18 protein-coding genes are annotated in these 18,229 nt (G+C 38.5%); 4 read left to right on the top strand and 14 right to left on the bottom strand.

From position 1 onward, the window contains the following. The first annotated feature begins 137 nt into the window (after positions 1–137). The gene (locus I6E85_RS08505; RefSeq protein WP_024589413.1) at positions 138–1,685 is read left to right on the top strand and encodes a PAS domain-containing methyl-accepting chemotaxis protein; all 1,548 of its coding nucleotides are present in this window, start codon (positions 138–140) and stop codon (positions 1,683–1,685) included. Positions 1,686–1,737: 52 nt separating this feature from the next. On the opposite strand, the gene clpB is transcribed toward I6E85_RS08505, so the two are convergent. The 3 genes from clpB to rluD form a co-directional block, all read right to left on the bottom strand. Continuing rightward, positions 1,738–4,314, bottom strand: coding sequence for an ATP-dependent chaperone ClpB (gene clpB, locus I6E85_RS08500; protein WP_007581388.1), 2,577 nt, complete (start codon positions 4,312–4,314; stop codon positions 1,738–1,740). Between the two features lie 96 nt (positions 4,315–4,410). After that, on the bottom strand, positions 4,411–5,142 hold the full coding sequence (pgeF, locus tag I6E85_RS08495; RefSeq protein WP_024589414.1) for a peptidoglycan editing factor PgeF: 732 nt from the start codon (positions 5,140–5,142) through the stop codon (positions 4,411–4,413). Further along, on the bottom strand, positions 5,142–6,119 hold the full coding sequence (gene rluD, locus I6E85_RS08490) for a 23S rRNA pseudouridine(1911/1915/1917) synthase RluD (protein WP_002962209.1): 978 nt from the start codon (positions 6,117–6,119) through the stop codon (positions 5,142–5,144). Before rluD ends, pgeF begins: the two co-directional genes overlap by 1 nt. A gap of 141 nt (positions 6,120–6,260) precedes the next feature. On the opposite strand from rluD, the gene I6E85_RS08485 reads away from it, so the two are divergent. Continuing rightward, on the top strand, positions 6,261–7,025 hold the full coding sequence (locus I6E85_RS08485) for an outer membrane protein assembly factor BamD (RefSeq protein WP_007581382.1): 765 nt from the start codon (positions 6,261–6,263) through the stop codon (positions 7,023–7,025). Positions 7,026–7,072: 47 nt separating this feature from the next. Here I6E85_RS08485 and glnB read toward each other — a convergent pair whose 3' ends face one another. Then, positions 7,073–7,411, bottom strand: a complete 339-nt coding sequence (glnB, locus tag I6E85_RS08480; RefSeq protein ID WP_002962211.1) for a nitrogen regulatory protein P-II — start codon at positions 7,409–7,411, stop codon at positions 7,073–7,075. A 160-nt stretch (positions 7,412–7,571) separates the two neighbouring features. Between glnB and I6E85_RS08475 the strand changes: the two genes are divergently transcribed. Then, the gene (locus I6E85_RS08475; protein ID WP_007581379.1) at positions 7,572–8,123 is read left to right on the top strand and encodes a GspH/FimT family pseudopilin; all 552 of its coding nucleotides are present in this window, start codon (positions 7,572–7,574) and stop codon (positions 8,121–8,123) included. 79 nt (positions 8,124–8,202) lie between these two features. Further along, on the top strand, positions 8,203–8,733 hold the full coding sequence (locus I6E85_RS08470) for a GspH/FimT family pseudopilin (RefSeq protein WP_024589415.1): 531 nt from the start codon (positions 8,203–8,205) through the stop codon (positions 8,731–8,733). Between the two features lie 6 nt (positions 8,734–8,739). On the opposite strand, the gene I6E85_RS08465 is transcribed toward I6E85_RS08470, so the two are convergent. The 10 genes from I6E85_RS08465 to lspA form a co-directional block, all read right to left on the bottom strand. Further along, entirely contained in the window at positions 8,740–9,156 is a 417-nt protein-coding gene (locus tag I6E85_RS08465; RefSeq protein ID WP_024589416.1) for a type IV pilin protein, read from the bottom strand. A 9-nt stretch (positions 9,157–9,165) separates the two neighbouring features. Then, on the bottom strand, positions 9,166–12,348 hold the full coding sequence (locus I6E85_RS08460; RefSeq protein ID WP_024589417.1) for a pilus assembly protein: 3,183 nt from the start codon (positions 12,346–12,348) through the stop codon (positions 9,166–9,168). Position 12,349: 1 nt separating this feature from the next. Continuing rightward, a complete protein-coding gene (locus tag I6E85_RS08455; protein ID WP_024589418.1) occupies positions 12,350–12,853 on the bottom strand; it encodes a hypothetical protein in 504 nt (167 codons plus the stop codon). Beyond that, on the bottom strand, positions 12,841–13,836 hold the full coding sequence (locus I6E85_RS08450) for a PilW family protein (protein WP_197236838.1): 996 nt from the start codon (positions 13,834–13,836) through the stop codon (positions 12,841–12,843). The genes I6E85_RS08455 and I6E85_RS08450 overlap by 13 nt, the downstream gene beginning before the upstream one ends. 1 nt (position 13,837) lies before the next feature. Next, the gene (gene pilV / locus I6E85_RS08445) at positions 13,838–14,398 is read right to left on the bottom strand and encodes a type IV pilus modification protein PilV (protein ID WP_024589419.1); all 561 of its coding nucleotides are present in this window, start codon (positions 14,396–14,398) and stop codon (positions 13,838–13,840) included. A gap of 183 nt (positions 14,399–14,581) precedes the next feature. Continuing rightward, positions 14,582–15,283 (bottom strand): LytTR family DNA-binding domain-containing protein, encoded by a 702-nt coding sequence (locus I6E85_RS08440; protein WP_024589420.1) that lies wholly within the window; start codon positions 15,281–15,283, stop codon positions 14,582–14,584. Further along, a complete protein-coding gene (locus tag I6E85_RS08435; RefSeq protein WP_010555108.1) occupies positions 15,280–16,314 on the bottom strand; it encodes a sensor histidine kinase in 1,035 nt (344 codons plus the stop codon). The genes I6E85_RS08440 and I6E85_RS08435 overlap by 4 nt, the downstream gene beginning before the upstream one ends. Before the next feature lie 39 nt (positions 16,315–16,353). Next, positions 16,354–17,283: a 4-hydroxy-3-methylbut-2-enyl diphosphate reductase gene (gene ispH / locus I6E85_RS08430; RefSeq protein WP_197236837.1), complete on the bottom strand. Its 930-nt coding sequence runs from the start codon at positions 17,281–17,283 to the stop codon at positions 16,354–16,356. After that, positions 17,283–17,723 carry an FKBP-type peptidyl-prolyl cis-trans isomerase gene (gene fkpB, locus I6E85_RS08425; RefSeq protein ID WP_002958231.1) on the bottom strand — a complete coding sequence of 147 codons (441 nt, stop codon included), beginning with the start codon at positions 17,721–17,723 and terminating at the stop codon, positions 17,283–17,285. The genes ispH and fkpB overlap by 1 nt, the downstream gene beginning before the upstream one ends. Then, positions 17,720–18,220 carry a signal peptidase II gene (lspA, locus tag I6E85_RS08420; RefSeq protein ID WP_007376920.1) on the bottom strand — a complete coding sequence of 167 codons (501 nt, stop codon included), beginning with the start codon at positions 18,218–18,220 and terminating at the stop codon, positions 17,720–17,722. The genes fkpB and lspA overlap by 4 nt, the downstream gene beginning before the upstream one ends. Positions 18,221–18,229: the final 9 nt, after the last annotated feature.

Genomic DNA, 18,229 nt, shown 5'->3' with positions numbered 1-18,229 from the left:
ACTCGATATTTAAATTTGATCTAGATCAATAAAAACAATTATTTGTCTTATGAGCATAAAAGGAAAGACGCTATTTTTTGCTTTGTAGTGTGTAACCAATATAATGACAGCAACAATAAAGGATGATAATAAACATAATGCACAATGATAAAAGCTTAAAAAATGAAGAAGTATACTTTGATGAGTCACAAGAGCTTGTTTCTACTACCGACCTCAAGGGTGTAATAACATACGTCAATCAAGAGTTTTGCTCTGTAGCAGGTTATAGCGCACAAGAGCTTATCGGTCAGCATCATAATATTGTTCGTCACCCTGATATGCCAAAAGCGGCCTTTAAAGAAATGTGGGCAACATTAAAACAAGAGCACTCGTGGCGCGGCATGGTTAAAAACCGCTGTAAAGATGGCCGTTATTATTGGGTAGATGCCTTTGTAACCCCTATTTTTGAGCATAGCCGACTTGTTGGTTATCAATCAGTAAGAACTAAAGCAAGCTCTCAACTTAAGCAACGTGCACACGCTCTTTACAACAAAATAAATGCCAATAAGTCATCATTTAAACTACGAGAACACACCACAATAAGACAAGGCATTACTTTTATATGCCTATTACTTTGGCTGATTTTTATTGCTGTTACGGGATCAATCTCTTTAGCTGTAATTAGCCTATTGATGTGCGCCTTAGTTATTGGGCTAAATTATGACGAACTGCTTGTTACCCCTAAAATATTACGCGAACAAAAAGCAAAAGCCGATTCAATCTCTCGCTATATTTACAGCGGCCATACACCGCATAGCGTAAGTGATTATAGAGAGCAAATGCTAAGCGCAAAATTGCGCACGGTTCTTGGCCGTATGAAAGACTCCACATTAAGCTTTAATGGCATCGCAACTGATCTAGATAAACAATCTACGCTTACTGAAAAAGGTATTGCTTCGCAAGGTGAGCGTTTAGAACAAATTGCATCAGCGATGACTCAAATGAGCTCTACCATTGGTGAAATATCAGTAAATACCGCTCAAACAGCTGATAAAGTGAATAACACCCATCAAAGTTGCTCTGAAATAAAAGACCATATTGCAGATAATAGTAAAATGGTATCTGATTTAGCTTTTCAAGTAGAAAAGGCTGCAACCACAGCCACCAGCTTAGCCTCTGAAGCAGATAAGATTGGTAAAGTAATGAGTGAAATAGAGGGAATTGCCGATCAAACTAACTTACTTGCCCTCAATGCAGCGATTGAAGCAGCTAGAGCGGGAGAGCATGGTCGAGGCTTTGCTGTAGTAGCCGACGAGGTAAGGACCCTTTCGTCACGTACTCAAAATGCTACAACACAAATCCACAGTTCTATTAAAGAAATACAAGATACTTTATTTAGCTGGTCTAAAGTAATGCAAAGCACTAAAGCACAAGCCGATAATTGTGTGCTGACAACCGATAAAACTCAAGTTGAATTAGAGGGGATTTTTATCCAAATCAGTGAAATATCTCATTTAGCAATACAAATATCATCTGCTGCAGAAGAGCAACAAATGGTTAGTAATGATATTAGTAATAATGTTTCGCAAATTAAAGACTTTGGAGATAACAACTTAAGCTTAAGCTTTAATGTGGCAAAAGGAGCAGCTGAACTTGTTGAAGGTTCACGTAGGGTGAACGATTTATTACTAACTTTTAAAGTTTAACAAACATAAAAAAGCCGCTATTTTAGCGGCTTTTGAGTTTAATTATTTACAATTAACGCTTGGAAAATACCAGAGAGTCGTCATTTGCATCAATAACGATCACGCAACCTGGTAAGTAGTCTCCATTGAGTAACTTTTGTGCCAGCGGGTTTTCAATCGTTTGTTGAATAGCACGCTTAAGCGGACGTGCACCGTAGACAGGATCAAACCCACTTTCTGCAATTCGCTCAAGAGCAGCATCGCTTATTTCAAGCAGATATCCCATCTCAGTTAAACGCTCACGTAATTTCATTAACTGAATATCAGCTATTTCTTTTATATGCTCGTTTGCTAACGGGTGGAACACGACAGTCTCGTCTATACGGTTAATAAATTCAGGCCTAAACTCATTAATTAATACTTCCATTACTTTAGCTTTAAGGGTCGTGTAATCATTATTACCCGCTTGCTCTTGGATAATATCTGAGCCTAGATTTGAGGTCATGATAATAACGGTATTTTTAAAATCAACGGTTCTACCCTGCCCGTCAGTTAATCGGCCATCATCTAATACTTGCAGTAAAATATTAAACACATCAGGATGCGCCTTTTCTATTTCATCAAGCAATATCACTGAGTAAGGTTTACGACGAACAGCTTCTGTTAAATAACCGCCCTCTTCGTAACCCACGTAACCTGGAGGAGCCCCTACTAGACGTGCGACTGAATGTTTTTCCATAAACTCAGACATGTCGATACGCACCATGGCATCTTCGGTATCAAACATAAAACCAGCCAGTGCTTTTGTCAGCTCGGTTTTACCCACACCAGTTGGACCTAAAAATAAGAAAGAACCAATAGGACGATTAGGATCTGCAAGCCCGGCACGTGAGCGTCGTATTGCGTTAGAAACAGCAACAACCGCTTCATCTTGCCCTATTACTTTACTGTGTAACTTATCTTCCATTTGCAGCAGCTTTTCACGCTCACCTTGTAGCATTCTTGCAACAGGAATTCCTGTCCAGCGAGACAGTATTTCAGCAATTTCATCCTCACCTACTTGGTTTTTAAGCAGAGTCATTTCTTGCATTTCGGCTTGTGAGGCTAAATCAAGTTTTCGTTCAAGTTCTGGAATTCGCCCATATTGCAGCTCTGACATACGCTGTAAATCACTTGCTCTTCGCGCTACATCTAAATCTAATCTTGCTTGTTCAAGCTCGGCTTTAATTACTTGCGTGCCTTGAAGTGATGCTTTTTCAGCATTCCATATCTCGTCTAGCTCACGATATTGCCCATCAAGGTCGGTGATCAACTCTTGCATTTCAGCTCGGCGTTTTTGACTTGCTTCGTCTTTTTCTTTCGCTAGCGCATTATCTTCTAACTTTAGCTGGATGATACGGCGTTCAAGCTTGTCTAACGATTCTGGTTTGGAGTCAATTTGTAATCGAATTGAAGAACCCGCTTCATCTATTAAATCAATCGCTTTATCAGGTAATTGACGGTCACTAATATAACGATGAGATAACTGCGCCGCAGCAACAATCGCGGGGTCAGTAATTTCTACTGAATGATGTAACTCATATCGCTCTTTTAAGCCACGTAATATTGCAATGGTATCTTCAACAGATGGCTCTTCAATAAGTACCTTTTGGAATCGACGCTCAAGAGCTGCGTCTTTTTCTATATATTTACGGTATTCATCAAGCGTGGTTGCGCCAACACAGTGTAATTCACCGCGTGCTAATGCTGGCTTTAACATATTGCCTGCATCCATGGCACCGTCACTTTTTCCTGCACCTACAATAGTATGTATTTCATCAATAAATAAAATGACTTGGCCTTCTTCTTTAGCCAATTCGTTTAATACTGATTTTAAACGTTCTTCAAATTCGCCACGGTATTTAGCACCCGCAACTAACGCCCCTAAATCAAGTGATAGTACGCGTTTATTTTTTAATCCTTCAGGTACTTCACCATTAATAATACGCTGTGCTAACCCCTCGGCAATTGCTGTTTTACCAACACCTGGTTCACCGATTAATACAGGGTTATTTTTAGTGCGGCGTTGTAGTACCTGAATCGTGCGGCGAATTTCGTCATCGCGACCAATAACGGGGTCAAGCTTACCTTGCTCTGCTCGCTCAGTTAGATCAATCGTGAACTTTTCAAGCGCTTGACGTGTTTCTTCGGCATTTGGGTCATCAACTTTTTGACCGCCGCGAATCGCTTTAATTGCAGTTTCAATTTTAGTCGAGGTAATATTTAACGACCTAAATATATCGCCAAGTGGACCTTTATCATCGCATGCCGCCAGTACAAATAATTCACTTGAAATATATTTGTCTTTGCGTTTTTGCGCGTACTTATCACATAGATTAATAAGTGATGCCATATTGTTTGATAGCTGGACGTCGCCACCTACACCTTCTACTTTAAATAATTTTTCTATTTCTTGTGAAAGCTTGGTGTTGAGTTCGTCAGCGCTGACACCCGTTTGTGCAAATAATGCACGTACACTAGAGCCACTTTGCTTTAGCAATGAATACATTAAATGTACGGGTTCAATAAATTGATGATCGCGACCAAGGGCTAGCGATTGCGCATCAGAAAGCGCAGATTGAAATTTACTTGTAAATCTATCTAAACGCATGGTGTTACCTATTAAATAATCTAATTGCTTAATTAATGGGTATGTTTAGGTGTTTGTTCAAGGTGTAGGGGGAAATATAATGATTAAAGATACTAATTACTTGCGCCAGATCAAACTTGCCATACGTCCAGTTTGTCCATCTCGTCGATAAGAAAAAAATAAGTCACTTTGGGAGACGGTACAATAGTCGCCGCCTTTAATATTTTTAACGCCTAGCTGGGTAAGTAGAGTACGCGCAATACCATAAATATCAGCAAGATATTTGCCATTAGTTTGTAGTGTAAATGCTTGAATAAATGAAGGGGACCTTTTTTGAAATAACTCAAACACTTCAGCCCCAACCTCAAATCGGTTTGGTCCAATTGCAGGCCCTAGCCACGCACTTATATTTTCATATTTGGTACTAAAGCACTCTAATGTATTTTCAATAACTCCCTGCTCAAGTCCTCGCCAGCCGCCATGTATAGCTGCAATTTCTTTTTCATCATCACTCACTAATAAAATAGGTAAGCAATCGGCGGTCATTATAGCCAAAGGCTGATTTAATAACTGAGTATAAAGCGCATCAGCATCGTGTAACTCATCAAAATCAAAATATTCATCAACAATAACAACATTAGAGCTATGAATTTGATTTAGCCACACGGCAGGTTTAGGTAGAAGGTTTGTTAATAATGAGCGGTTTTTTGATACATGATTTTGATTATCACCAACATGGAATCCCAAATTAAAACTTTTAAATGGGATTTTTGAAACACCACCTCCACAAGTAGTACTTAACGTTCCTACTTTATGAAGGTTTTGCCATGTCGCTGACAATAAGTGCATTATCTATCGATATCAGGATTAGCTTTAGTATCTTCACGTAGTGCATGTGTCATAGCAACCATATCATCAGGGATAGGTGCTTGCCATGTCATCATTTCACCGGTGATTGGGTGCGCAATGCTCAATTTTACAGCATGTAGTGCTTGGCGTCTAAAGCTACGAAGTAACTCAAATAACTCAGGTGTTGCACCTTTAGGTGGACGCGGACGGCCGCCATAAGATTGATCGCCAATTAGTGGATGATTTAAATGTGCCATGTGCACGCGAATTTGATGCGTACGACCTGTTTCTAAGCGCAGGCGTAAACGAGTATGAGCACGGAATTTTTCAGCAACACGGTAATGTGTAATTGCCGGTTTACCCAGTTCATGTACTGCCATATGCGTACGCTGAGTCGGATGGCGGCCAATTGCTTTTTCAACCATACCACCTGCGGTCATAGTACCATTACACAGTGCTTCATATTCACGCGTGAAGTTTTCACGCTTTTGTAGCGCTGTTACTAAATGCGTTTGTGCTGGAATCGTTTTAGCTACAACCATTAAACCGGTCGTGTCTTTATCTAAACGATGCACAATACCCGCGCGTGGTACGTTAATTATTTCAGGGTAGTAATGTAGTAATGCGTTTAGCACTGTTCCATTAGGATTACCCGCACCAGGGTGAACCACTAGGCCCATTGGTTTATTAATTACCAAAATATCATCATCTTCATAAACAATGTTTAATTTGATATCTTGTGCTTCGTATTCGCGTGGTGCTTCAATTGTTGTCTCAACACTTACAACTTCACCACCTAGTAGCTTTTCGCGTGGAGTGTTGAAAATTTCACCGTCTACGGTGATTTTATCATCCAATATCCACGTTTTTATACGAGAACGTGAATAATCAGGGAACAATTGTGCTAATACTTGGTCTAGACGTTTACCACCTAATTCGGTTGGAACGTCGGCTTGAAGAGAAATTTGCTCTGACATTAGTAACTTTACCCAATTTACCAGTGCAAGCTTTGCTCGACTGGGTTAGAATCGCTTTTAATAAAAGCATAATATAATACGCATAGTTTACTCGGTTTTACCGACTTGGCCTAGCCGAAGACATCGAAGGTAACAAATAAAATGATAAATAAAATAGGGAAACGTGCATTTGCCATTGTTTTTTCAGTTTCTGTACTTAGTTTAGGCGCTTGTTCGTCTGCTCCAGACCAAGAAGACATTCAACGTGTACCGAATAAATCTGCACACGCTTTATATGAAGATGCAAAAGAAACACTAGATTCTGGTTTATATGCTCGCGCAATTGAACTTTTGAGTGCAATAGATTCTCGCTACCCGTTTGGCCCATTCTCTAAACAAGTACAAATGGACTTAGTGTATGCACATTACCAATCAGGTAATACTGAACAAGCACTTGCAACCATTGACCGCTTTATTCGCTTAAATCCAAACCATAAAGACCTAGATTACATGTATTACATGCGTGGTTTAGTAAACATTAAAGCAGATAAAAATGCGTTCCAAGAGTACTTTGGTGTAGATAGAGCCGACCGTGATGCTAACCGTACACGTGTTGCATTTACCGATTTATCGACACTAGTAAAACGCTTTCCGAAAAGTGATTACGCGCCTGAAGCTAAGCGTCGTTTAGTATGGCTTTTAAACCGTATGGCACGTTATGAATTAAAAGTAGCCACTTACTATTATGAGCGTGAAGCTTATTTAGCTGCTGCTAATAGAGGTAAGTTTGTTGTTGAACACTACTCACAAAGCAGTTACTTAGATCCCGCGCTTGAAATGATGGAAAAAAGTTACGACCAATTAGGTTTAACTGAGCTTAGTGAGCACGCAAAGCAAACACGAAGACTAAATAAAAGAACTAAATAAACAAAAAGGCGCTTAGTAAGCGCCTTTTTACTGCGTAGAAGAAAATCTTAAATCGCCTCTTCATCTTCCTCAGCAGTACGAATACGTATTACACGCTCAACATCAGTGACAAATATTTTACCGTCACCGATTTTTCCTGTTTGTGCCGTTTTTACAATAACTTCAATTGCACGGTCTACATCTTCATCAGTCAATACAATATCAAGTTTTACTTTAGGTAAAAAATCAACCATATACTCTGCGCCACGATATAACTCAGTGTGACCTTTTTGACGTCCAAAGCCTTTAACTTCGCTTACCGTCATACCTGTTATACCTACATCCGACAACGCTTCACGCACATCGTCTAACTTAAAAGGTTTGATAATTGCTTCTATTTTTTTCATATTAATTACTTTTGAAAGCTCCAGTTGCCTCGATTTTAGACAATCATGATGTTCATAGCAAACAAAGCGATTGAATTACGGTGATAAAACAACCGATCATGGTATAATTTATTGTATAAAAATAGCTATACTTAAATGACTAGCAGTAAATGAGATTAATATGAAAAACAAACAAAACGGATTCACTCTTTTAGAACTCATGGTAACCGTTGCTATCGTTGGGATCATTGCATCAATTGCGATTTGGAATAGCAGCGATATGTTAGAAGAAAATAGAGCTGAGAATTTTTTGTTGGAGTTAAAAAGAAATATTAGCTATGCACGCTCTCAAGCAGCAAGTACAGATGAAATAGTCGTTATATGTGCCGCGCAGCATGGTGAAGTAAAAAATCAAAATGACACAATGCAATGTCGTAATCGATGGGACAGAAATAAAATTATCATTGTATTCATTGATGGTGATAATAGCGGTCAATACAACAGCTCTACAGACTCTTTACTACGAGTTATGGAAAAAATAAGCCTTAATGACAAAATAAAATATACTGGTAATGATAGGAGATTACGGTTTAATACCAGTGGTCGAATAACAACGAACCCCGGTGATTTTGTATTTTGTCCTAATAATGGCAGTGAAAATAATAAAGCTTTAACAGTATCTCAATCTGGTACTTCTTTTTATACCGGTGATACAGCTCAGACTTGCGGTTAAAAAACATACAAATTCATCTTGTCATATTTGTATCATTTACTAGACTGAGTTAATCATTTATTAACTCAGGTCTTCAAGGATGAGATTATCAATATCAAAAAACAAGGGAGTGACACTTCTTGAATTAATGGTTTCAATTGCTGTTGTCAGTGTAATCAGTCAATTATCGATGTGGTTTTATCCAGACTTCTTGGCTAAAAACCGATTAGATAACCATGTGAATCTACTACACCGAAATATAAATTATGGCCGTCTTTACGCAATTGAAAATGGTACTTACGTCACGCTTTGCGCACTAAAAGGCAGTCAATGCACAAAGGACGAGTGGGATGGTCAAATGTCACTATTTATCGACAAAGATAAATCAACGACTCTAGATGATGATGAGTTACTCTTAAGCACTTTCGAGGATGTTCATGATGCTGATACTTTAGAGTATCCGCGCAACGCCATTACATTTCGTCCAGATGGTTCTTTAAATGGTTTTCAAAATGGGACTTTTATATATTGCCCCAATAGCGATAAAGCCAATCTCGAAGGATTGGCTTTATCTGTAAGTCAAACGGGTAGAATTCGCATCAAATCAACTGATAAGTGTCAGAAGAAGTAATCTAGGCTATCGACCCCAACAATAATCAATATCAGAGTTACCTTTACTTCCTTTTGCACCTTTAAGGCCTGTGTCAGTAATTGTAAGCTCTTTACAATCGTTATCCCCCTTTACAGCACCGGCTATAGGCTTAGCTGTAATAGTGAAGGTATTGCTATCGACTACCTTTATGGATAGCTCAAAATGGCCATTTTCGGTTTTACTTTGCAATCCTAAATCAGTAAATGTCTCTGTATATTCCCTATTATCCACAAAATACTGCTCCTCCTTGTTTGCAGCATCTAACAACGCTGCAGCAGCTTCAGCGCGCGAAGCACGCTTTACATATTCAGTATAGTTAGGCAGCGCAATTGAAGCGAGTATGCCGACGATAGCAACGGCTATCATCAGCTCAATTAAGGTAAACCCGTGTTGTTTTTTCATCTAATTTCCTTAATTATTAACTTCGTCATTTTCTTCACGTTTATAGATATATGTTTGTTGGGTTTTAAAGCCAAACCCTACTGCATTGTCATTAACCAACACAACTTTACCATCAACAACAGTTAAACCAGGACCTTTTATTTCTACAGGTTTCATTGGATTTTCCGCATTTTCACCTTTAATACCAGGCCCAATTAAATAAAACTGACTTTCTTGTATTACGTCAACTGTTGGGTCGTCATCACATTTACCATCGCCATTACCATCTACACATGAAGGGCTTTCACCAAAGTATAACTGAGGTGTATCTGGTACATCATAGCTGGTTGTAAATTTAAGGTCGTCATACACTTTAGTACCGTAATGTAAGTGAAAAGCGTATAAAGAACCACCACCACCACTTAGCGAACATTGATTTTCAGTCGATGTATCTGATGCAGGTGTGAAGCTTGTAAAATAGGCAACACCTCCAACAACTGTGGCAGCAGCTAGCGACTTTTCACCCGTTCCTAACTCATATCTCCAGCCATTAAATTTAGCCAAGTCCACTTCTAAGTCAACAAAATCATCAACGTCATCTAGAGCATTGCCAAATGGGTCTGAATTCATTTGCATCAAATCAGCAGGCACAATAGTATCTGGTGCATTCGTTTTATACGATTTAGTAACCGTATTTTCATCTCTGATCATAAACAATTGATCTTTTTCATTGGTGCCGGTTGGTTTTGAGCGATTACCACTGCCGATAACTATGGCATCATACGGTGTATCTAAGCGTGTTATAACGGTGCTACCATTAACTGTTGACTCGCTTACTTTACTATAAATTGTGCGTGCTACGAGTGGTTTATAGAAAAAGCGTCGGTCCTCAGTTGCTTTATTACTACCAAGCTCAGCTAATTTAAAGTGGCTAAACTCGCTAGTATTACTACCAGGCATATCTATACGCCAAATATCTCCACCGGTATCTGCCGCATAAATTCGGTCTATATATCCATCATAATCTGAGTCAAGCGTGGTTATATCTGCAGCAATACTATGCTTACCTTTAAAGCCATTAATATCCGGTGTTAATGCCCACACCCTTTTACCGGTTTCAGCTTCAACAATATAGATACCTCGCCCTATATCATCCTCACTACGAATAGCTGCATCTTTATTTGTATCGTATCCAGCACCAAAAATTAATAAAGGCTTATCACCAAATGCTTTAATATAGGCTATTTGTGGCTTTGACCATGTTTGCGCAAGCTCTTTAAAATCACCTTTTCCGCCTTCAATTGGTGCGTCCCATAATTTTTTTGGTATGTTTGGGTTTGTTATATCAAGTCCGTAGTAATTTTTACCACCGCGACGCATCCCCGCAAAAGCCCACACTTTATCGTCGCCACTCGCATCAATAATACCGTCATTTAAACCATCACTATTTAAGTTTTTATTATCAAAATAAATACTAATAGGACCATCCACACCATATACTTTCGTATCGGCTTGATTTTCACGTAGAGGTTTAATAATGTTGTATAAAGCAGACGGTATAAATGCCCAACTTTCACTTACGCTATCATCAGAATCCTTGAACATATGCAAAAAGCCTGCATTAGTTCCTATTAAAACTCGAATATCATCATTACCATAATCGATTGCAACAGGTTTAGAATGCAGAGGATCACCAAAAATATCTTTGCGCTGATCAACGCTAGACCCATCGCCATCTTCATCATCAACGTCTATACCCATTGCCCATTTGATATCATTACTCGATAAGCTTAGCGGATTGTTATCGACTAAATTGAGAATATCACTCACAACTGAGGTATTAAAATTTACTATAGCTCCCTGATTGTCAGTGTATAAATTACGGCTATCTGAATCTAATGTCGTTAAATGAAGGTTCACACCACCTTGTGCAACTAAGTTACCATCCGCTGGCTCCCCACTTGGCAACCAAAATGTTTCTGCATTTTCGTCAATTAAGCCATTCTCATCAAGTGCCGACAATCCTTTTGAATCAACAATTTGATTCCCTGATACTTTCAGTTTTTTTAAGTTTCCACGCCAACGAGCACCGGTTTCAGGGTAAAACATGGCAAAATAAACAGCATCCCGGCTACGAGTTTGATCTACATTATTACTCGCAACTGAAGGCGATGAAAAACTATCATTTACTTCTCTAATTCTTGAAATAGTATTTTTTAATGCTTCAGATAAAGCTTCTGAAGTTCGCGCCTCTAAGTACTGGCCTCCACCAACTGATGCAGCTTTCTCTAGTAAGTCGATACCGCCCTCGCTCATTCCTGTGCCAAAGCCAATGGTAAAAACTCTACCAGTATCTAGCACATCACTTGTATCAGAGTATAAATCTACTTTTGTATTATTTGTTCCATGTATTATTTTTGATAGAGCAACTAAATAGCTATTAGAATAATCACCGCTCACAAAAGGGATTGAATCATTAAATAAATTATTATGTACACTTTTAATCTGATCATCACGACCATCATCGTTAGTAGGGTCTCCATCAGTCATCAAAATAATATTAATTGAGTTATCGCACCTGAGAGGATCTCCTGATTCCTTTTTAAATGGTGACTTATAAGTTCCATTAGCATCGGCTGCTTTATCTCTGCTGTTAATACCATACCCATAATAAAGGCTTTGCCCAGTAATATACCTATACGCCTCCCACAATGTTTCAGTTAAAGGAGTTGCACCACTTGCAGGCAAATCGTCAACTTCATTAAGTAAAGTGTTTTTGTTAGCACCAAGCCTTGCTAGTACATAGCCACCTGAACTTTCTCTAAATCTCATTAAACCAAAATCAATATCATCATTATCGGTAATAAGTTGGCTAACAGCGTTTTTTGCTACTAATAAGCGGCTATCTTCACAAACAGCTTGTGCATATCCGTTTACAGACTTGTAACATTGCTGTGTGTAACTAAAGTAAGTCTGACTTTTAAAACAATCTGATGTATAAAACTGTCCATTTTGATATCGACGATAACACTGGCCTCCATCTACAACATCCCAGGCCATACTCCCAGAGGTATCAAATATCATTAACACTCTTGGATTTTCGTCTGTCTCTACATCATGATTTACATAAAGCTCAATATCCTCAGCGAATACCGACATACTTATTGTTAAGCCAAGCAAAGAGGCTAACACTTTGTTTAATTTAAATTTCATCTTAAATCCCCTTGCTTACGCTGGCCATTTCTTGTGCTATACCTGTAACAATAGTTAGTTCATGTTTACTTTTAGATCCATATTCTATTGTTGTGGCAACCTGTAACATATTGCACGATATACCTGCAGTAAAATTAAAGCGTCGAGGACATTCTAAATCTAACGCCCCCTTGTTCAGGTTAGTCATTTTGCTTTGCATATCTGCATGATTTGCAATCACCATACCTTTGTCATCACCATCCGCGATTGCAGTTACTTCATCTGGAGTCAGGAAGAACTGATTATTAGCGCCTTGATTTGCCTCATCAGAGATCATGCGCTGCACTTCACCAATGAGTTCATTTTCGGCCACTTCGCGCTCTTGTGCTGCATTGGTAATTTTAATATCAATACTACTACTGCTCATAAGTGTTACAGCAATACCGGTCACTGCAATAACCATTATTAAAGCTGTAATTAGAACTACACCTTGCTGTTTTTTTTGTGATTGTTTTAAATACGCCATAAATTTGATCCAACATTATTTAATCGAATAGTAGTAGTAAACACCGTGCGTCTGAAATTATCGGTAAATGTTAATACACGCTTATCTTCATCCTCACCTAATGTATAAGTTTGGTTTTTAATTTTAACTCCTGGGTCTGGCTGTAATGCGCGTATTAATAAAAAAACCTGAACAGTTAAAATACCTTTACGATTTTCCCAATCTGTATACTTCATATCTTGAATACTTCGGTAGGTATCTACACGATTATCACTGTTAGTATCAAGACCAAAAACAAACCGCATGTTCTCAACACCTTCCATAATAGTTTCTGTGTTGATGCTTCCACCAACCAGGCGCTTTCTCATTAATGCAGGTACAGTTAAATTTTTATTATTAACTTTATAAGTTTGTTCTGATAGATAATAAACATGATGGCTGTAAGGCCAAACGGTTGCATTAACATTAAGAGTCGCAGCGTTAACCGTTCCACGGAAAAATTGAGCTTTCTCTTGCTCAGCTACAAAGTAGTTTTCATCAGCCTGAGTCTCATTAGTTACTGTATTAACTGTTAAGCTCTTACCTTGTAAAAATTTTAATTGAATAATGTCAGTGCTTTTAATCGGATTATTTAGGCAGTTAAGCTCTTTTGATTCTCCAGCAACCTTTGCGTAAATAGTTCTAAAATTACTAGCTGTAGCAAAATCAGGAAAACTCCCATTATTTAACCCTTCAAAGCAGTCTATTCCAGGGTTTGCTAGTGTATCTGTATTTACTGCAGTGAACGAATCGTCATAATAAGTTCCCCAAAAGCCAATTTGTTCAATATCACGTTGCATTATGTTAATTGCAAGGCGCCCTGATTCTTGAAGTTCACCAATAGTCATCGTATCTTTAGTGGTTACTTTCATACCTATATAGGTGAACATAACGCCACCTAGTATTAATCCACCAATAAATAATGAAATCATCATTTCTACAAGTGTAAAACCTTTTTGCTTCATGTTAGCTCCTAAGGTAAATGTAACTAGTTAAAACAACTAAGCGGCGCTTTTTGTCAGCCGTTCCACACTTTATTGCGCCAGTAGCATCATTTGCATTAAACTCTTGTCGACCTTGCCACGAAACAATTACTTCTAAATTAAATGCCTTACCACCCGAGCCAGCAACTGCTGTAGGTGCAATACATACGGTAGCACCATCTAAAGACCCTGTATTTTCTCGAGCTCTTATAGCCCTTTTCCACTGCTCAAGATCTAAGGCCGCAACTTGCGCTGCGCTACAAGTATTTGTGAAGCACGCCTGCGAGGTTGTCGTAGCAGTTTCACTATCAAATGTTTGTGTGTACAGCCCGGCTATTTGAGGGGTATCGTTAGCACGGATACGCTGCACAATATCATTACCAAGTGCAACTGCAGCAGCACGCTGCATAGAATCAAAGCTTGCTTGCTTTGCTTTTGCTTGCAGGGCAACTGCGCCTAAAAGGCCAAAACTAAGAATAATAAATGCAATTAACACTTCAATTAGAGTGAAGCCTCTTTGCACTTTTGTTTGAGATGACTGCATAGTAGAACCAAATAAAAATTATCTGATTATAAGTTTATGCTATTTATTTGAGGAATCAATGAGGACTAAGACAAGCGGTTATATTTGTTGATAAACGGTTAATTAAATCGGCTCATTCAACAAAACAGTAGTAATTAAGCGTAAATGCATTTAAGTCAGAGGCAACTTAATTGCGAAATAAGTCTAAAGCGTATTTTTAACTAATTTAAGCTCGCGGCGGCTCACTGGCAATAACTCACTGCACCCTTGTAGCTCAATCATATGATTGCCATTCCCTTTTGAATGCAAGGCTATTACTTTTTGTTTATTCACTAAAGTATTGCGGTGAATTCGTAAAACATATGCGGGATATTGCAGCTCTAATTGCTTTAGGCTTTGCTCCAGTAAAGCTTCTCCACCCGAGAATATCATTTTGGTGTACTTTTCTTCGGCACTAAAATACAAAACATCATTTATATCAACACTACGTAGAGTACCAGCTAGCTGATAAGAGATTTTTACATTTTGTTGTTTTTGAATATGTACTTTATTTAAACGCCCAACTTGCTTAAGCACCTTTTGCAGTGATTGCTCTGAAATAGGTTTAACTAAATAACCTGCAGCGCTTAATTGTAAAGCATCGAAGGCATGCTCAGGGTGGGCAGTTATAAAAACAATAGCAGGAGGTAGAGTTAAACTATTGAGCTCATTAGCAACTTGTAAACCATTCATACCAGGCATATCAACATCTAAAAAAATCAAATCTGGCGTTTGCTTTTTAGCAAGTACTAGAGCTTCCTTACCATTACTTGCCTCACCTTGTACAACTATACTTTTATCGTGTGTTAACAAACGGATTAAGCGAGATCTCGCAAGAGGTTCATCATCAACAATGAGCACATTCATACACTGCCCTCAATTAGCTTAGGGATAACGACCTTGACCCTAAACACATCATTTTTATTAGTAATTGTTAGCTGCGCTTTATTTTTATAATAAATATTTAATCGCTGGCGAATATTTTCAAGCGCCATTCCGTTATTAGGCCTAGTTTGAGCATTAGAAATTGTTATAGGGTTAGAAACAATCATGGTTATATAGCCGGTAGTGATATGTAGCTCTACTTTTATTTCTGCACCATGCTCACTTGTTTCAACGCCGTGGCATACCGCATTTTCAATTAATGGCTGCAGGGTTAAGCAAGGAATACTCAATGCGGGTAGTTCATTAGGTATTTGCCAATCAACTCTTAAGCGATTACCAAAACGCCACGTTTCAAGTGCGATATATTGCTTACTCAGCGTTATTTCATCTTCAAGAGATACATTTTTTCCTGAGTGCATTGCAGCCTGCGATAAGGCGGCTAATGCTAAAATAGCCTGTTCTGCCGCATCGGCATCATGATGCGTAAGCTCTGCAGCAGTGTTTAAACTATTATATAAAAAATGAGGACGTATTCTAGCTTGTAGGGCATCAAGCTCAGCACGAGAAAGCGCTTTAGTTTGCTGCTCTTTTTCAAAATGAATTAATAAAAACTGGACGAATAAAGCCGCCAGTAAAGCCACTATAATGCAATTGCGAAGTGTGAAATAAATTAGGTTATTTGTATCATCTATATCAAAAGCAAAATGAGAAAATAAAATACTAAAAATACAGGTAGATAATAAAAAAAAGGCAAAAAATAGACTTAATTGAAAAGTTTGAGTACGTTTTTGTAAGAAAAATCTACAGAAGTATAAAGAAGAGGTACCGACTAAAACAATTAAATGCATAAACAAACTAATGATCCCAAGTCGAAGCCAAATATCTCCTTCTACATTAGGTGCAAAAGCTAAAACAATAGCAATAACTTGAGAAACAATAAGCGTGGCTAATACGCCTCGCTCATTAAAAAGAGCCGAAAAAAGCAAACCATCATTTTGAAGTGACTTGCTCATAACGACTCTCCTTTAATCTAAATGTTTAATATATTTAAATTAACGTAGCTCTACAGGAACAGCAAATACTATATTTTCTACTTCACCTGGGTTCTCAACAACCTGTTTGCCACCAAGCTCTTTTAATCGGCTTATTACTTGTTGTACAAGTACTTCTGGCGCAGATGCTCCCGCAGTTACGCCAACTGATTTAGAGCCTGAAACCCACTGCTCTTGTACATCAGTTGCGTCATCAATTAAATAAGCAACTGTGCCCATTTTATCTGCAAGTTCACGTAAGCGATTAGAGTTAGAGCTATTTTTAGCGCCAACAACTAATAGCACATCAACTTTATCAGCTAAGTCACGAACAGCGTCTTGACGATTTTGCGTTGCATAACAAATGTCATCTTTACGAGGTCCGTCAATTGATGGAAACTTATTGCGCAGTGCATCAATAACATCTGCTGTGTCATCAACTGAGAGTGTTGTTTGGCTGCAATAAAAAAGATTTTCAGCATTTTTTACATTAAGCGCAACAACATCATCAACAGTTTCAACAAGATAAATGCCACCGGCTGAGTTATCATATTGTCCCATTGTTCCCTCTACTTCAGGGTGACCATGGTGTCCAATTAAAATACACTCAATACCTTTACGACTCGCACGTGTAACTTCCATATGTACTTTAGTAACAAGCGGACACGTTGCATCAAATACTTTTAAATCACGACGTTTAGCCTCTGAGCGAACCGCTTGCGAAACACCATGTGCACTAAAAATAACAATGCTGTCGTCAGGTACTTGATCAAGCTCTTCAACAAATACCGCACCACGACTTTTTAATCCATCAACCACATAGCGGTTATGTACTACTTCGTGGCGCACATAAATTGGCTTTTCAAAAATATCTAGGGCGCGCTCAACAATACTAATAGCACGGTCAACACCAGCGCAAAAGCCGCGTGGATTAGCTAGTAATATTTCCATTAACCTTCCACCTCAATAATATCAACTTCAAACGTTAAACGTTGGCCAGATAAAGGGTGATTAAAATCAATCGTTACCGACTCACCTTGCACTTCGCGAACTAATCCAGGAAGCTCAGTACCGTCTGGTTGAGTAAACGCAATAATTGCACCTACTTTGGCTGGTGTTTCTGGGCCAAATTTACTACGGTCAACGTAGTAAATATTATCAGGATTTGGCTGACCAAACGCATCTTCAGGTTCTAATTCAAACGTTTTACTTTCGCCTGCAGTTAAACCTAATAAACACTTTTCGAAGTTTGCCGTTAAACTGCCATCGCCCATTGTTAATTTAGCAGGTTTGTTGTGCACCTTGGTAGAATCGGCGGCAGAGCCATCTTCTAATTTAATAGAAAAATGGAAAATAACTTGCGAATTTTCACCAATTACAGCTTGGCTCATGCTTTATGCTCCTTCGGACTCTCGCCGGTAAAGGCATCAAATAACAATAATGCTGCGCCAATACAAATAGCGCAATCAGCAATATTAAATACAGGAAAATGTGAGTCTTTATAAAATACGTGAATAAAGTCGATTACATAACCATACGCAATACGATCGTATAAATTACCAATAGCGCCTGCAAGTACCAGTGCATAAGCACCGCATAGTACTTTGTTTGTTGCAGGTAAGCGTTTTAGCCACCACACAAGCAAAGCACTAATAGCAATGGCAATCGCACTTAAAAACCAACGCTGCCAACCACCCGCTTCACTTAAAAAGCTATAAGCAGCACCATAGTTATGCACATAAGTAATACTAAAAACAGGGAGTAAGTTTATCGACTCTTGATAAGCCATAGTCCCTACAACAAGTGTTTTACTGGCAAAGTCTATTACTAGTAGTAATAGACTCAACCAAAGCCACACTAAACCACTTTTTTGGGCTAGTTTGCTCACTAAGAATAA

Origin of the sequence: Pseudoalteromonas sp. NZS71 (genome assembly GCF_015864715.1) — a bacterium.
Classification (GTDB): Bacteria; Pseudomonadota; Gammaproteobacteria; order Enterobacterales; family Alteromonadaceae; genus Pseudoalteromonas; species Pseudoalteromonas arctica.
Note: the sequence above shows the minus strand (reverse complement) of the source record. Positions and strands in the feature narration are given on the sequence as shown.

Bases quoted from the DNA above. Each gene is read 5' to 3' on its own strand.
- I6E85_RS08505 (WP_024589413.1), top strand. From the start codon at position 138: ATGCACAATGATAAAAGCTTAAAAAATGAAGAAGTATACTTTGATGAG.
- clpB (WP_007581388.1), bottom strand. From the start codon at position 4,314: ATGCGTTTAGATAGATTTACAAGTAAATTTCAATCTGCGCTTTCTGAT.
- pgeF (WP_024589414.1), bottom strand. From the start codon at position 5,142: ATGCACTTATTGTCAGCGACATGGCAAAACCTTCATAAAGTAGGAACG.
- rluD (WP_002962209.1), bottom strand. From the start codon at position 6,119: ATGTCAGAGCAAATTTCTCTTCAAGCCGACGTTCCAACCGAATTAGGT.
- I6E85_RS08485 (WP_007581382.1), top strand. From the start codon at position 6,261: ATGATAAATAAAATAGGGAAACGTGCATTTGCCATTGTTTTTTCAGTT.
- glnB (WP_002962211.1), bottom strand. From the start codon at position 7,411: ATGAAAAAAATAGAAGCAATTATCAAACCTTTTAAGTTAGACGATGTG.
- I6E85_RS08475 (WP_007581379.1), top strand. From the start codon at position 7,572: ATGAAAAACAAACAAAACGGATTCACTCTTTTAGAACTCATGGTAACC.
- I6E85_RS08470 (WP_024589415.1), top strand. From the start codon at position 8,203: ATGAGATTATCAATATCAAAAAACAAGGGAGTGACACTTCTTGAATTA.
- I6E85_RS08465 (WP_024589416.1), bottom strand. From the start codon at position 9,156: ATGAAAAAACAACACGGGTTTACCTTAATTGAGCTGATGATAGCCGTT.
- I6E85_RS08460 (WP_024589417.1), bottom strand. From the start codon at position 12,348: ATGAAATTTAAATTAAACAAAGTGTTAGCCTCTTTGCTTGGCTTAACA.
- I6E85_RS08455 (WP_024589418.1), bottom strand. From the start codon at position 12,853: ATGGCGTATTTAAAACAATCACAAAAAAAACAGCAAGGTGTAGTTCTA.
- I6E85_RS08450 (WP_197236838.1), bottom strand. From the start codon at position 13,836: ATGAAGCAAAAAGGTTTTACACTTGTAGAAATGATGATTTCATTATTT.
- pilV (WP_024589419.1), bottom strand. From the start codon at position 14,398: ATGCAGTCATCTCAAACAAAAGTGCAAAGAGGCTTCACTCTAATTGAA.
- I6E85_RS08440 (WP_024589420.1), bottom strand. From the start codon at position 15,283: ATGAATGTGCTCATTGTTGATGATGAACCTCTTGCGAGATCTCGCTTA.
- I6E85_RS08435 (WP_010555108.1), bottom strand. From the start codon at position 16,314: ATGAGCAAGTCACTTCAAAATGATGGTTTGCTTTTTTCGGCTCTTTTT.
- ispH (WP_197236837.1), bottom strand. From the start codon at position 17,283: ATGGAAATATTACTAGCTAATCCACGCGGCTTTTGCGCTGGTGTTGAC.
- fkpB (WP_002958231.1), bottom strand. From the start codon at position 17,723: ATGAGCCAAGCTGTAATTGGTGAAAATTCGCAAGTTATTTTCCATTTT.